Source organism: Virgibacillus ihumii, assembly GCF_902726655.1.
GTDB classification, from domain to species: domain Bacteria; phylum Bacillota; class Bacilli; order Bacillales; family Amphibacillaceae; genus Lentibacillus; species Lentibacillus ihumii.
Genome location: NZ_CACVAN010000001.1, coordinates 1,465,328 through 1,480,799, shown reverse-complemented (window position 1 = coordinate 1,480,799; position 15,472 = coordinate 1,465,328). Strand labels below are relative to the sequence as shown.

The 15,472-nt window shown below is 42.7% G+C and carries 13 protein-coding genes; 11 read left to right on the top strand and 2 right to left on the bottom strand.

The window, feature by feature from the left end:
• Nucleotides 1–47 precede the first annotated feature (47 nt).
• From gap to HUX68_RS07405, 7 genes are all read left to right on the top strand, one after another.
• The gene (gene gap, locus HUX68_RS07435; protein ID WP_174614234.1) at nucleotides 48–1,055 is read left to right on the top strand and encodes a type I glyceraldehyde-3-phosphate dehydrogenase; all 1,008 of its coding nucleotides are present in this window, start codon (nucleotides 48–50) and stop codon (nucleotides 1,053–1,055) included.
• Nucleotides 1,056–1,293: 238 nt separating this feature from the next.
• Nucleotides 1,294–2,475: a phosphoglycerate kinase gene (locus HUX68_RS07430; RefSeq protein ID WP_174614233.1), complete on the top strand. Its 1,182-nt coding sequence runs from the start codon at nucleotides 1,294–1,296 to the stop codon at nucleotides 2,473–2,475.
• A 16-nt stretch (nucleotides 2,476–2,491) separates the two neighbouring features.
• Nucleotides 2,492–3,250 (top strand): triose-phosphate isomerase, encoded by a 759-nt coding sequence (gene tpiA / locus HUX68_RS07425; RefSeq protein ID WP_174614232.1) that lies wholly within the window; start codon nucleotides 2,492–2,494, stop codon nucleotides 3,248–3,250.
• Nucleotides 3,247–4,785 (top strand): 2,3-bisphosphoglycerate-independent phosphoglycerate mutase, encoded by a 1,539-nt coding sequence (gene gpmI, locus HUX68_RS07420; protein WP_174614231.1) that lies wholly within the window; start codon nucleotides 3,247–3,249, stop codon nucleotides 4,783–4,785. The genes tpiA and gpmI overlap by 4 nt, the downstream gene beginning before the upstream one ends.
• Nucleotides 4,786–4,828: 43 nt before the next feature.
• The gene (gene eno, locus HUX68_RS07415) at nucleotides 4,829–6,112 is read left to right on the top strand and encodes a phosphopyruvate hydratase (RefSeq protein WP_174614230.1); all 1,284 of its coding nucleotides are present in this window, start codon (nucleotides 4,829–4,831) and stop codon (nucleotides 6,110–6,112) included.
• A 403-nt stretch (nucleotides 6,113–6,515) separates the two neighbouring features.
• On the top strand, nucleotides 6,516–7,466 hold the full coding sequence (locus tag HUX68_RS07410) for a nucleoside hydrolase (protein ID WP_174614229.1): 951 nt from the start codon (nucleotides 6,516–6,518) through the stop codon (nucleotides 7,464–7,466).
• Between the two features lie 8 nt (nucleotides 7,467–7,474).
• Nucleotides 7,475–8,089, top strand: coding sequence for a nitroreductase family protein (locus HUX68_RS07405; protein WP_174614228.1), 615 nt, complete (start codon nucleotides 7,475–7,477; stop codon nucleotides 8,087–8,089).
• 103 nt (nucleotides 8,090–8,192) lie between these two features.
• Here HUX68_RS07405 and ptsP read toward each other — a convergent pair whose 3' ends face one another.
• Together ptsP and HUX68_RS07395 are read right to left on the bottom strand one after the other, a co-directional pair.
• Nucleotides 8,193–9,899, bottom strand: a complete 1,707-nt coding sequence (gene ptsP / locus HUX68_RS07400) for a phosphoenolpyruvate--protein phosphotransferase (protein ID WP_174614227.1) — start codon at nucleotides 9,897–9,899, stop codon at nucleotides 8,193–8,195.
• 66 nt (nucleotides 9,900–9,965) lie between these two features.
• Entirely contained in the window at nucleotides 9,966–10,889 is a 924-nt protein-coding gene (locus tag HUX68_RS07395; RefSeq protein ID WP_174614226.1) for an alpha/beta fold hydrolase, read from the bottom strand.
• A 154-nt stretch (nucleotides 10,890–11,043) separates the two neighbouring features.
• Between HUX68_RS07395 and secG the strand changes: the two genes are divergently transcribed.
• The 4 genes from secG to zupT all read left to right on the top strand — a co-directional run bounded on the left by secG (nucleotide 11,044) and on the right by zupT (nucleotide 15,341).
• Entirely contained in the window at nucleotides 11,044–11,274 is a 231-nt protein-coding gene (secG, locus tag HUX68_RS07390) for a preprotein translocase subunit SecG (protein WP_174614225.1), read from the top strand.
• 88 nt (nucleotides 11,275–11,362) lie between these two features.
• Nucleotides 11,363–12,109, top strand: a complete 747-nt coding sequence (locus tag HUX68_RS07385) for an alpha/beta hydrolase (RefSeq protein WP_174614224.1) — start codon at nucleotides 11,363–11,365, stop codon at nucleotides 12,107–12,109.
• A 49-nt stretch (nucleotides 12,110–12,158) separates the two neighbouring features.
• Complete coding sequence (gene rnr, locus HUX68_RS07380; RefSeq protein WP_174614223.1) at nucleotides 12,159–14,315, top strand: ribonuclease R; 2,157 nt, start codon at nucleotides 12,159–12,161, stop codon at nucleotides 14,313–14,315.
• Between the two features lie 216 nt (nucleotides 14,316–14,531).
• Nucleotides 14,532–15,341: a zinc transporter ZupT gene (zupT, locus tag HUX68_RS07375; RefSeq protein WP_174614222.1), complete on the top strand. Its 810-nt coding sequence runs from the start codon at nucleotides 14,532–14,534 to the stop codon at nucleotides 15,339–15,341.
• Nucleotides 15,342–15,472 lie beyond the last annotated feature (131 nt).

The window sequence follows — 15,472 nt, the reverse complement described above, 5'->3', positions numbered from 1 at the left end:
GTTTTCAAATAGATTAATTCAACTATAAATTCTGGGAGGAATTATAAATGGCTGTAAAAATTGGTATAAACGGTTTTGGACGAATTGGACGTAATGTGTTTCGTCAAGCACTAAAGAATGATGAAGTAGAAGTGGTTGCAGTAAATGATCTGACGGATGCTGAAATGCTTGCACACCTGCTAAAGTATGATTCCGTTCATGGTATTTTGGATGAAGAAGTAAGTGTAAATGGATCAAACATCGTTGTCGGTGGAAATGAAATTAAAGTGCTGAGTGAACGTGATCCGGCAAATCTTGGCTGGGGCGATCTCGGTGTGGAAATTGTCATTGAATCAACCGGACGTTTCACGCAGCGTGACGATGCCAAGAAACACCTGGATGCCGGTGCGAAAAAAGTAATTATTTCAGCACCTGCAAAACAGGAAGATTTAACAATGGTAATGGGTGTCAACGAGCAGGACTATGATCCGGCTGAACATCACATTGTTTCCAATGCATCATGTACAACAAACGGTATTGCACCGCTTGCTAAAGTACTGCATGACAAATTCGGACTGAAACGCGGCTTGATGACAACCGTACACTCTTATACGAATGACCAGCAGATTCTTGATCTGCCGCACAAAGACTATCGCAGAGCACGTGCAGCTGCACAAAATATTATTCCAACAACAACCGGTGCTGCCAAAGTCGTTGGAAAAGTAATGCCAGATCTGGATGGAAAACTGAACGGAATGGCTATGCGCGTCCCGACTCCGGATGGTTCTATTATCGATCTTGTTGCAGAACTTGATCAAAATGTAACCGAAGAGGAAGTTAATCAAGCATTTAAAGAAGCCGCGGAAGGTGAGCTTAAAGGCATTCTGGAATATACCGAAGCGCCACTGGTTTCTTCCGATATTGTCGGAAACACCCATTCATCCATCTTTGACAGCATTTCGACTATGACAATGGAAGATAACATGGTTAAAGTTGTTTCTTGGTATGATAATGAAATGGGCTATTCTTCCCGTTGTGTAGACATGGCAGTATATATGCATAAACAAGCACAATAATGGAAGGCGCTGCTTTTTATAGGAAAGCTAGCTGCTAAAGGAGGGGGAGATTCCTCCTCCTTTTGTGGTTGTATGCTCTCTTTGAAAAAAGGAATCGCGCATATCCGTCCCGAGTTTGAAGTTCCTTCAAATAGGCGATATGTATTCTTATGTTTCGATTTCTAGTATAATGATTAACGGATAAAAGATTTGGGAAAATCTAAAATGGTACATATGTAATGTAGCGGGAGGTTATGACATGAACAAAAAAACACTTCAGGATTTGGATGTTGCAGGTGAAAAGGTGTTTTGCCGTGTTGATTTTAACGTTCCAATGAAGGATGGCGAGGTTACCGATGATACGCGCATTAAAGCTGCATTGCCGACAATCCGTCAACTGACAGACAATGGAGCGGCAGTCATCCTGGTGAGCCATCTCGGACGTCCAAAAGGAAAGGCAGTCGATGAACTTCGGCTGGATCCTGTTGCAGCACGATTAAGTGACCTGCTTGGTAAAGAAATCATCAAAACTGATGAAGTGGTCGGAGAAGAAGTAGATGAAGCAATTTCACGTCTTGGTAATGGGGATATTTTGCTGATTGAAAATGTTCGGTTTGAAGCAGGCGAGGAGAAGAATGATCCAGAACTGGTACAGGCGTTCGCTAATATGGCTGATCTGTACGTGAATGATGCGTTTGGTGCGGCACACCGTGCACATGCTTCGACCACCGGTGTTGCGGAACACCTTCCATCAGCAGCGGGATTATTATTGGAAAAAGAAATTGAGGTATTGGGAAAAGCACTGGAGAATCCTGAACGTCCATTTACGGCAATCATCGGCGGCGCAAAAGTGAAGGATAAAATTAATGTGATTAATCATCTGCTTGATAAGGTGGACAATTTGATTATCGGCGGTGGTCTTGCTTATACCTTTGTCAAGGCACAGGGGCATGAAATTGGTAAATCATTGCTGGAAGAGGATAAGGTTGATATGGCAAAAGAATTTATGCAAAAGGCCAAAGACAAAGGGGTCAACTTTGTGTTGCCTGAGGATGCTGTTGTGGCCGATAATTTTTCTGAAGATGCCAACACGAAAATCACTGCGATTGATAACATTCCTGCTGATTGGGAAGCATTGGATATTGGCCCGAAAACACGCGAGACATATGCACAGATTGTTACTGACTCCAAGTTGGTTATCTGGAACGGGCCAATGGGTGTTTTTGAAATGAATGCTTTTGCCGGCGGGACAAGAGCTGTAGCGGAAGCACTTGCTGAAACAGAAGGATATACTGTCATCGGTGGTGGTGATTCCGCGGCAGCTGTTGAAAAGTTTGGCTTTGCTGATGATATGAACCACGTTTCAACTGGTGGCGGTGCATCACTTGAATTTATGGAAGGCAAGGTTCTTCCAGGCGTACAAGCACTGGATGAAAAATAATAGATGAGGTGAGACGATGCGAAAGAATGTAATTGCTGCAAACTGGAAAATGAACAAAGTACTTTCTGAAGCAAATCAATTTGCTGACGCTGTCGTAAATAAAGTGCCGGCTGATGAACATGTGGAAGCAGTTGTCTGTGCTCCATTTCCATTTTTGCCGGCACTTGTTGAAAAAACGAAAGGATCACCAATTAAGATTGGTGCTCAGAACATGCATTACGAAGAGAGCGGGGCATTTACTGGTGAAGTCAGCCCGGTCATGCTTAAGGATCTTGGTGTTACACATGTCGTCATCGGTCACTCGGAACGCCGTGCATACTTTGCAGAAACCGATGAAATGGTGAATAAAAAAACACATGCAGCATTTAACCATAATCTGCTACCAGTTATTTGTGTAGGAGAAACGCTCGAACAACGTGAAGCAAATGAAACAATGAATCATATCGAGACCCAGGTACAAAAAGCATTGAAAGGGTTGTCCAACGCACAGACTGCTTCTGTCATCATTGCCTATGAACCAATCTGGGCAATCGGTACAGGCAAAACAGCATCAAGTGAGGATGCCAACGAAGTCTGCACACACATCCGCAACGTTATGAAAAAAATCACATCAGAGGAAGTTGCTGAAAAAGTAGTTATTCAATATGGTGGAAGTGTTAAACCAGCCAATGTTGACGAATTGCTGGCACAATCAGATATCGATGGTGCATTAGTTGGCGGAGCAAGTCTTGAACCTGATTCTTTTCTCAAACTTGTGGAGGCTGGAACGAAATGAACCAGGAAAAGCTAGCTGCGCTAATCATTCTGGATGGGTTTGGCATTCGGGGTGAGGAAAAGGGCAACGCTGTTAAAAAAGCAAACACACCGAATTTTGATCGGTATTGGAATGAGTATCCGCATAACCAGCTGAATGCATCAGGTGAAGCTGTCGGTCTTCCGGAAGGCCAAATGGGTAACTCGGAAGTCGGACATTTAAATATCGGTGCCGGCCGTATTGTCTATCAAAGCTTGACCCGCGTCAACCTATCGATTAAAGAAGGCGACTTTTTTGAAAAAGAAGCATTTTTGAAGTCAATTAAGAATGCAAAAGAGAATGGAAAGGCACTGCACATTTTCGGACTCCTGTCAGATGGTGGTGTGCACAGTCATATTCGTCACCTGTTTGCACTGCTGAAATTGGCCAGGGACAATGATTTGCATGATGTATATGTCCATGCGTTCTTGGACGGACGTGATGTCGGACAACAAACCGCAAAAAAATATATCAAAGCAACACAGGACAAAATGAACGAATATGGTGTCGGTAAAATAGCGACCATCTCCGGCCGGTATTACTCGATGGACCGGGATAAACGGTGGGAGCGAGTCAAAAAGGCCTATGATGCAATGGTTTATGGCAAAGGTCCAAGCTATCAGGATCCCTATGAAGTTATCGATGATTCATATGAAAATGGCATTTATGATGAATTCGTTATTCCGTCGGTGCTGACCGATGAAAATAATGATCCAGTAGGGAAAGTCCAGGATGGGGATTCGATTATTTTTTACAATTTCCGGCCTGATCGGGCAATCCAAATTTCCCGTACATTTGCCAATGAAGATTTTCATGATTTTGACCGAGGGGAAAGTGTACCAAAGAATCTGGACTTTGTAATGCTGACGAATTTCAGTGAATCGGTTGACGGCTATGTTGCTTATGAGCCGGTTAATCTGGATAATACAGTTGGTGAAGTACTGTCACAAAATGATTTGAACCAACTGCGCATCGCGGAAACGGAAAAGTATCCGCACGTTACGTTTTTTATGAGCGGCGGACGCGAACAGGAATTTCCGGGTGAGAAAAGGGTTCTGATTGATTCGCCAAAGGTTGCAACGTATGACCTGAAGCCGGAAATGAGTGTGTACGAAGTGACAGATGCACTGCTGCAGGAGCTCGATTCCCAACAGCACAATGCGATTATTTTAAATTTCGCCAATCCGGATATGGTTGGTCATTCCGGTAAACTTGAACCAACTATTAAGGCGATTGAAGCGGTTGATGAATGTCTCGGAAAAGTCGTCGATAAAATTCTTGAACTTGGCGGAAATGCAATCATTACAGCGGATCATGGCAACTCGGATGAAGTGGTTACAGTCGAAGATGAACCGATGACCACCCATACAACAAATCCGGTTCCGGTAATTGTCACGAAAGAAGACGCTGAACTTCGTAATGGAGGCATTTTAGCTGATTTGTCACCAACATTATTGGATTTACTGGATGTGAGAAAATCTGAGGAAATGACTGGTGAATCATTAATTAAGAAATAATTCATGGTAAACTATATTAAAGTAAACTAAGGGAGCGATTGTGATGCCATACATTACAGACGTATACGCACGAGAAGTATTAGATTCACGGGGGAATCCAACAGTAGAAGTAGAAGTATCCACTGAGTCCGGTGCTTTCGGAGCTGCACTGGTGCCAAGTGGTGCATCAACAGGTGAATATGAGGCAGTTGAACTCCGTGATGGTGATAAGGACCGTTATCTTGGCAAAGGCGTTGAAAAAGCAGTACAAAATGTCAATGACGTCATTGCACCTGAATTGCTTGGTGTTGACGTAACCCGCCAGAATATCATAGACCAAATTATGCTGGAACTGGATGGCACAGATAACAAGGAAACCCTTGGTGCCAATGCTATTCTCGGTGTCTCCATGGCAGTTGCCCATGCAGCATCAAGCCATCTGGGACTGCCGTTGTACAACTACCTAGGCGGATTTAATGCAAAAACGCTGCCAACCCCAATGATGAACATCCTGAATGGCGGCGAGCATGCTGATAACAATGTGGATATTCAGGAATTTATGGTCATGCCGATTGCTGCTCCAACATTTAAAGAAGCGTTGCGCACCGGTGCGGAGATATTTCATGCACTGAAAAAAGTATTGAAATCAAAAGGATATAATACCGGTGTCGGTGATGAAGGCGGGTTTGCACCAAACTTGAAGTCAAATGAAGAGGCACTGCAAACGATTGTGGAAGCGATTGAAGCTGCTGGTTATAAACCTGGTGAAGAAGTGAAACTTGCTATGGATGTTGCTTCATCCGAAATTTACGAGGACGGTAAATACAACTTAAAAGGTGAAGGTGTTGTCCGCACATCAGCTGAGATGGTTGACTGGTATGAAGAGCTTATTAACAACTATCCAATTATTTCAATTGAAGATGGACTCGATGAAAATGACTGGGAAGGCCATAAGCTGCTGACGGATCGCATCGGTAATCGTGTGCAGTTGGTTGGTGATGATTTATTCGTGACCAACACAAGCAAATTAGCACAAGGCATCGAACAAGGTGTCGGCAACTCCATTCTTGTCAAAGTGAACCAGATTGGAACACTGACTGAAACGTTTGCAGCGGTCGAAATGGCCAAGCGTTCCGGCTATACCGCGGTAATTTCACATCGCTCCGGCGAAACAGAAGATGCAACGATTGCGGACATTGCAGTAGCAACGAATGCCGGACAAATCAAAACCGGCGCACCATCCCGGACTGACCGTGTAGCCAAGTATAACCAGCTGCTCCGGATTGAAGACGAACTTGCCGGTATGGGCGAGTATGGCGGTTTAAATTCATTTTATAATTTAAAATAAGGAAAAAACGTACAGTGTTGTCAACTTTATAAATTGATACAGGAAAAAGAGCGGAACCTTCCGCTCTTTTTTATTCGACAAAAATTCGGTTGGTGCCTGGCACCAACCGAATTTTCAAACGTGCGAACGCAGCGTCAAACGTGCGAACGCAGCGTCAAACGTGCGAACGCAGCGTCAAACGTGCGAACGCAGCGTCAAACGTGCGAACGCAGCGTCAAACGTGCGAACGCAGCGTCAAACGTGCGAACGCAGCGTCAAACGTGCGAATCGAACGCAGTTACGTTTCCCACTTCAAAATAGCTGGATCACAGCTATAATAGCCTCTTTAACAAGGTAAACATACACGGAACAACCCCCTTCCGGAATATTGTGTAGATAATACTGTATAATTAGGGGCGTTATCATGACGAAAAAAGTTCTCGTGTTTGGGGATATCGGTATTGATGACACGATTTCACTCATTTATGCCTACTTTAATGATAAGATTGATATTGTTGGTGTTGTGGCTGATTATGGCAATATTCCGAGGGAAAATGCACTGGCTAATGTCAACTATATACGGAATCTGCTGGATATCGAATCAGATATTCAGGTGATTGGCGGTGCAGAAAAGCCAATGACAGGTGAGACTCCGGCATATTTCACTGAAATTCATGGGGAGTATGGGCTCGGACCGATTATTCCACCGGAAGTTGAAGATAATGGAATTGTGGAAAACTTTTTTGAAGTGGTTGATATAATAAATGAATATAAGGATGACCTGATTATTGTTAATATTGGCAGGCTTACCTCGCTTGCAACATTGTTTATTCTGTATCAGTCATTAATGACTAATGTCAGCCGGTATTTTTTCATGGGTGGTGCATTTTGGGTTCCGGGAAATGTTACAGCGGTATCAGAGGCAAATTTCTACGGAGACCCCATTGCTGCTCAAATTGTGTTAAAATATGCTCAAAATGTTACGATCCTTCCATTGAATGTAACGCAAAAGGCAATCGTTACACCAAAAATGATTGATTATATTGATCGGGTAGGCGGATTGAATATTATTAAACCGATGCTGAATTATTACTATAATGCTTACAAAGAAATCTATCCTAACCTCCAGGGTGCACCGGTGCATGATGTTCTTACCATGATGGCTGTTATCAAGGAGGATATGTTCACGTATCAAACATTACCCGTTAAAATTGTTCAACTGGAAACCGGACCTGCACGCGGGCAGAGTATTGCTGATATCCGGCCAAGTGGAACGATGAGCGAAGCATCGGCAGTAAAACCGCACCGGATTGCTTTTAATCTGGACTACAAAAAATTTTATATGGATTTTATGACGACGATGACCGGTCAATAGTTCGGCAAATGATTTTTGAAAAAAGGGTGATAACCATCGAATTATTGGATGCAATTAAACAAAGGAGATCCATTCATAATTTTAAAAATACCGAAGTCGATTTGTCGATTTTAAAGGAAATTTTCACGTATGGCACATATGCCCCTACGCATTACATGAAAGAGCCCTGGAACATTAAACTTTACCAAGAGGAAGGTAAACGTGTATTAATTGATGCAATTCTAAAAAGCTATCAGCGGATTGGGATGCTTAAGACTGATAACAATCCTAAGACGGTGAAGATGACTGAATCCATGAGGTACTTTCTTATGAAAATTCCGCATCATGCCGTGATTTATTTTGAAAAAGAGGAAGATCCCGTTCGTTATGAAGAAGAGTATGCATCGGTTTGTGCATTCATTCAAAATGCACAACTTGCAGCCTGGGAATATGGGATCGGCATGTTGTGGACAATCACCCCGTACATGCATGACAGCGGGTTTTTAGAAGATATCGGATTGGATAATGATAGATTTAAGATAGCAGCAGTCATGCAGATTGGATATCCTGAGAAGGTTCCCCGGGATAAGGGACGCACACCGATTGATGGGAAACTGGAGGTCGTATCGGGACGCCCAGTGTAAATCATGTGGCTGGCCATGTGGAACTATAAAACCAAAACAGCAGGGAAATTAATAGAAAACAATCAGCCCGGACATGATTATGTCCGGGCTGATGCAGTAATTTTTATTCCGTCTTCTCCTTCACAAACTCAACAACTTCTTCAGCGGTTCCCATTAATAAGAGCTTGTCTTTATAAGATGCCATTTTTTCCTTCGACAGTCCGCGGATTTGTGTGCGGGCTGGAAGAATGGATGTTGCGCTCATGCTGAATTCGTCCAGGCCGAGTCCGAGCAGTATCGGAATGGCAATTGTATCGCCGGCCATTTCGCCGCACATGCCGACCCATTTGTTCTCCGCATGTGCTGCTTCGATAACATTGTTAACCAGGTTCAGTATGGCCGGATGGTATGGCTGATACAAGTATGAGACGCGTTCATTCATACGGTCGGCTGCCATTGTGTACTGAATCAGATCATTCGTTCCAACGCTGAAAAAGTCCACTTCTTTGGCGAATTGTTTTGCCGTTACAGCAGTGGATGGAATTTCGACCATAATGCCGACTTCGATTTGATCGGAAACTTTTACATCTTCCCGTGTCAAATTATCTTTTTCATCCAATAGTATGGCTTTAGCTTGGCGGAATTCTTCAAGTGTTGCAATCATTGGAAACATAATTTTTAAGTTGCCATGTACACTTGCGCGTAACAACGCACGTAATTGCGTGCGGAATACATTTTCATTTTCCAGGCAAAACCGGATTGCCCGGAAGCCAAGGAATGGATTTAGTTCCTTGGGCAAATCAAGATAGCTTAATTCTTTGTCGCCGCCGATGTCCAATGTACGGACAACAACCGGTTTATCATCCATCTGTTCGAGTACGGACTTATAGGCGTCGTATTGTTCTTCCTCTGTCGGCAGTTCACTCTTGCCCATATATAAAAATTCTGTCCTGTAAAGTCCGATTGCTTCACCGCCATTGCCAAGAACACCCGCTACATCTTCGGGCGTGCCGATGTTTGCACCGAGTTCAACCTGCTCTCCGTCAGCTGAAATGGTTGGCTCATCTTTCAGCTTGGCCCATTCTTCTTTCTGTTTTGCAAATGACTCCTGTTTTTCTTTATAGGTAGTCAGTTCATCCTCTGATGGATTAACGATAACATTTCCTTCAATACCATCAACAATAACCAAGTCGTCTTTGTTAATATCACTGGTGACTTTTTTGGTTCCGACAACAGCCGGAATTTCCAGTGACCTTGCCATGATGGCCGAATGTGATGTGCGCCCGCCAATGTCGGTTGCAAAGCCTTTCACATATTCGCGGTTCAGCTGTGCAGTATCAGATGGCGTGAGGTCATTTGCGATGACGATAACTTCTTCATCGATTAGCGCGGGATCCGGGAAAGTTACACCGAGCAAATGGGCCATTACCCGTTTCGTTACATCCTGTATGTCCGCAGCACGCTCCCGCATATATTCATTATCCATATTTTTGAACATATCGATAAACATGTTGGCTGTTTCGTCCAGTGCCGCTTCAGCCGTGGCATTTTCGGAATTGATCTTTTCTTTCATCGGGTTTATCATTTCAGGGTCACTTAAAACGAGCAAATGCGCTGAAAAAATTTCCGCATGCTCGTCCCCGATTTCCTTTTTCGTGTGTGCTTTTATTTTTTCCAGTTCGTTTTTAGAAACTTCCAGTGCCTTCTCCAGGCGTTCGACTTCTATGTTAGGATTATCGCTTGATTTCTTCTCAAAAGATAAATCCGGTGCAGTAAGCAAGTATGCCTTGGCAATTGCTATACCGTTCGAAGCTGCTATTCCTTGAATCATTACATTACCAACCCTTCAAATTCAGTTTGTTCCACCTTTTATTTTACCTTTTTTCTGCTGAATGGTTCAAGCATTGTGACCCATTCGCGCTTCAACCCAGTTCAGTATGTCGTTATAAACAAGATCACGATTTTTTTCGTTCAATAATTCATGTCTTCCATGATCAAATAACATGACAATGGCATCATCGATTCCAGCATCCAGATACATATTTGCTGTTTTCCAGACACCTTTTCCATAGTTTCCAACCGGATCATCACTGCCGCTGATGAACAGCATCGGCAATTCGGAGCGGACCGATGTGATGCTTTTCCGGCTGTGAATCAGAATAAGTCCTGTCATCAGGTCATAGAAAAATCGTGCTGTCGGAATATGGCCGCACAATGGATCCTCCATATACGTTTGAACGATTTTTGCATCATTGGACAGCCAGTCAAAGTTGGTCCGTTTATTTTTAATCTGCCTGTTGTACGAACTGAATGCCAATGAATTCATTAAAGGTGATTTTTCTTTCGGTGGAAGGGTGGAAGCAATCAGTTTGGCTGCCAGACTCGTTGTCCGGGAAAAATATCCGGTGCCTGATAAAATTACACCGTCAATCATACTGCTTTGATTGTTGATATAGTTTCGCGCCAAAAATGATCCCATGCTGTGACCAAGCAGGAACAAGGGGATATCCGGATAATCTTGTTTAATTCGTTTTGTTACTTCCAAGAGATCTTCGGTAGTCCGCTCAAAACCATTTTCGTCAGCCAGATAACCAAACAGCCCTTGCTTTTCTGCAGTTTTGCCGTGTCCCCGATGATCATTTCCATAGATGAAAATATCATGTGACAGTAAAAATTCAGCAAATTCCTTGTACCTGTTTATGTGTTCGACCATGCCATGTGCAAGCTGGACAATGGCTTTCGGTTGTTTTGAAGGATCGAACCATTTCTTAACATAAACCTGTACATTATCATCCATTGTTATCCAAAACGATTCCTCCATATTTAACCCATCCATTTCGTATATAGTCTGTTTTCTATGTTAAAATGAAATCAGTGAAACGTCCAAAAATAAGGTGAAATAACTTGCGGTTCGGTATGTGATTATGCTACATTATTTGTAGGTATTTGTCCGTTACAGGGGGTGTCATTTGATTATGGCAGGAATCGTAAATATTTTATTGGTAATTGATGCAATTGTAATGATTGTGCTTATTTTATTGCAATCTGGTAAGAGTGAGGGACTTTCCGGAGCAATTTCCGGCGGTGCCGAACAGCTCTTCGGAAAACAGAAAGCCCGCGGTGCAGATCTTGTGCTGCACAGAGGAACAGTTGTAACCGGGGTGCTGTTTTTCGTGTTTGCTTTTCTAAGTGCATATATAGTTTAAAGAAAACCCTTATCGCAAATCATGTGATAAGGGTTTTTTAATAGGGTATGGTATTTGTACCAGGAATTACTGAAGGAGATGTAGCAGAATGAAAATAAAACTACCAAAACCATTTACGTTTGAAGCCGGCCCGCGTGCGGTATTATTATTACATGGGTTTACCGGACATTCGGCAGATGTTCGCATGCTGGGGCGTTTTTTGGAAAAAAAAGGCTATACCAGTCATGCACCGATTTACCGGGGGCATGGAAAAGAACCGGAAGCGTTGATTGAGGCAAATGCGGCACAATGGTGGGAAGACGTTGAGAATGCTTATAATCATTTGAAAGAGCTGGGTTATAAAGAAATTGCCGTCGCAGGGTTGTCGCTTGGTGGAGTGCTCAGCTTAAAACTTGCTTATTCCAATCGGGTAAAGGGGCTTGTTACGATGTGTGCCCCAATGTTTTTTGACAATGAAACGGAACTCACAAAAGGTTTTCAGGCAAAAGCAAAAGAATTCAAGCAGCTGGAAGGAAAAGATGCGGAGACGATTGATCAGGAAATTGGTGAATTGCTTGATAATTCGTCTGAAATGTTCCGGGACCTGGGGAAATTTATTACAGAAGTAAAAAATAATGTTGATATGATTTATTCGCCGGCCTTGATAGTGCAGGCTGGTCAGGATGAAATGATTAACACAGACAGTGCGGATTATATATATGAAAATATCCAATCCGATCAAAAAGACATTAAATGGTATAAAAATTCCAGCCATGTGATAACGATGGATAAGGAAAAAGAACAATTGCACGAGGATATTTATGATTTTCTCGAGTCACTTGACTGGAGTGAATGATTATAATGTTGAAAAAACGTGAACAATACTAGGGAAAGAAGGTGAACGTATGAGTGAAACAATTAAAGACAGATTACGTGATTATTTTAATGAACATCGGGAAAAACCTTTATCCGTGAATGAATTGGAACAGGAATTGGAATTGACCGAATCAGAAGATTTTAAAGAACTTATTAAATCACTTAATGAATTGGAAGAAACAGGCGAACTTGTCCGGACCCGGAAAAATCGTTTCGGACTTCCGGAAAAAATGAATTTGATCCGGGGAAGAATCCAGATGCATGCGAAAGGATTTGCATTTTTAATTCCGGATAATGAAAATCAGGCCGATATTTATATCCATCATTCTGATATGGGTTCGGCAATGAATAATGATACAGTGCTGGTTCGGCTTGAAAAGCAGAGCAATGATGGCAATAGACCTGAAGGCACTGTCATCCGGATTTTGGAGCGGGCGACACATCAGATTGTCGGAACGTTTGAAAATAACAAATCATTTGGGTTTGTTATTGCTGATGATAAACGGATTCCAAATGATATATTTATCTCAAAAGGAGCTTTTGGCGGTGCTGTCACTGGACATAAAGTAATCGTTCATATTACCAAATATCCGGAAGCCGGCAAGAGTGCGGAAGGAGAAATCATTTACATTCTCGGACATAAAAATGATCCGGGTATCGATATCATCTCCATCATTCATAAGAACGGAATTAAAATAGATTTCCCCGAGGAGGTGCTTGAGCAAGCGGCTAACACCCCGGAAGAAATTGAGGAAGCAGAATTGAAAAATCGGGTTGACCGCCGGGATGAAACAATTGTCACAATTGACGGTGCAGACGCGAAGGACCTGGATGATGCGGTTTCCGTTAAAAAACTGGACAACGGCAATTACATGCTGGGCGTATATATCGCGGATGTCAGTTACTATGTGGAACAGGATACTCCAATTGATAAGGAAGCATTTGAGCGCGGAACAAGTGTGTATTTGGTTGACCGGGTCATTCCAATGATTCCACACCGTCTGTCCAACGGAATTTGTTCGTTAAATCCACAGGTGGACAGGCTGACACTCGGTTGTGAAATGGAAATTAGTTCAAAAGGTGAAGTTGTGAATCACGAGATTTTTCAAAGCGTTATTAAAACGAACGAACGCATGACATACCGGGATGTTAATAAAATATTAGTTGACCATGATGAAGAAGTTCGCGATAAATACCAAGAGCTTGTCCCGATGTTTGAGCAGATGGAAAGTCTCGCTGCAATACTGCGTGGCAAGCGAATGGGCCGCGGAGCAATTGATTTTGACTTTAAAGAAGCACAGGTACTCGTTGATGAAAATGGAAAAGCGAGTGATGTCGTGTTACGCGAACGGTCAGTTGCAGAACGGTTGATTGAAGAATTTATGCTTGCTGCCAATGAAACAGTTGCGGAACATTTTCATTGGATGGATGTTCCGTTTATCCACCGTATCCACGAAGATCCGGACGAAGGAAAGCTGCAGCATTTCTTTGAGTTTGTCGCAGGGCTTGGTTATGCTGTTAAAGGAAAAGCAAACGAGGTTCACCCGCAGGCATTGCAGAAAATAATCGAAGGGGTGAAAGGAAAGCCCGAGGAAATGATCGTATCCAAGTTGATGCTGCGTTCGATGCAGCAGGCAAAATATGATCCGCAAAGTGTTGGACATTTCGGACTGGCAACCGACTTTTACACCCATTTCACCTCACCGATCCGCCGTTATCCGGACTTAACCGTTCATCGGCTGATTCGAACGTATCTGATTGACAAAAAAATGGATCCGAAGACACTCAAATACTGGAAAGACCATATGCCGGAAATTGCTCGTCATACGTCCGGAATGGAGCGGGCGGCAGTTGATGCCGAACGTGAAACGGACGACTTGAAAAAAGCCGAATTCATGCAGGATAAAATTGGTGAGGAATTTACTGGTGTTATCAGTTCCGTTACTAATTTCGGTTTGTTTGTCGAATTGGAAAATACCGTTGAGGGACTTGTTCATGTAAGTTATCTGACGGATGATTACTATCATTTTGATGAACGCAGTTATGCTATGATCGGGGAGCGAACCGGGAATATTTACCGAATTGGTGAAGAGGTTGATGTGCGAGTCGTCAAAGTAAATCTCGATGAACGTGTTGTTGATTTTGAATTAGTGGATAATCAGCCTCCACGAAAAAAAGCAAAATAGAACAAAGGTTAACATTTTAATTGTAACAGAAAGCTAATGCGGGCCATCACTCGAATTTTTATTCAAAATTTGAGTGATGTGAGGAACCTGCATTAGTTTTTTTATACAATTTTACAGTTGCATTTTGTGAATAATTGGAATAGAATATAACTGTTACTATAAAAGTTGACCAAGGTAAACATTTGTTAATTGGGACAACACGAGGGGGCAAATGCGATGTCACATGATGTTATGTTAGCTTTCCTGTTCACGCTGGTTGCCGGGTTGGCAACAGGGATAGGAAGTTTACTGGCATTCTTTGCAAAAACAACCAATACGAAATTTTTATCATTTGCGCTGGGGTTTTCAGCGGGTGTGATGATTTATGTATCGTTTATTGATATTTTTACAAAAGCGCAGGAATCGCTTGTAGGAAAACTTGGCGAGACGGGTGGAACATGGCTTACGGTTGGATCCTTTTTTGGCGGAATAGTATTAATAGCCTTGATAGACCGTTTCATACCAAAGAATTCCAACCCGCATGAGTTAAAGAAAATAGAAGATATGGGAAAAAACGGGAGTAAAGTAAAAGACCCGGATTTACTGAAGATGGGGGTGTTTACTGCACTGGCCATCGGAATTCATAACTTTCCGGAAGGTATTGCCACGTTTATGTCCACATTGCAGGATCCGGCACTTGGTTTGGCAATTGCGATAGCAGTGGCAATCCATAACATCCCTGAAGGAATTGCAGTGTCTGTACCGATATACTATGCTACAGGTGATAAGCGCAAAGCATTTCGGCTTTCGTTTTTATCAGGGATTGCTGAGCCAGTTGGAGCAATTGTCGGCTTTTTGATTCTTATGCCATTTTTGAGTGATATCACATTTGGTGTTATTTTTGCTGCAGTTGCCGGAATTATGGTGTTTATTTCACTTGACGAACTGCTTCCCGCTGCCAAAAAATATGATGAAGCACATGTTTCGATTTATGGTTTAATCAGCGGTATGGCTGTTATGGCACTGAGTTTGCTGTTGATTATTTAAGTTGAAGGATCGGCAGATGAAATAGGAGTGTTTAGAGGATGTTCGAGAGTTTGCGCAGAGACTTCAAGAGTTTCCCGGAATTTCAAGGGTCCGGAATTCATCTTGACTTGTCATATCAAGGGCCTATAAAA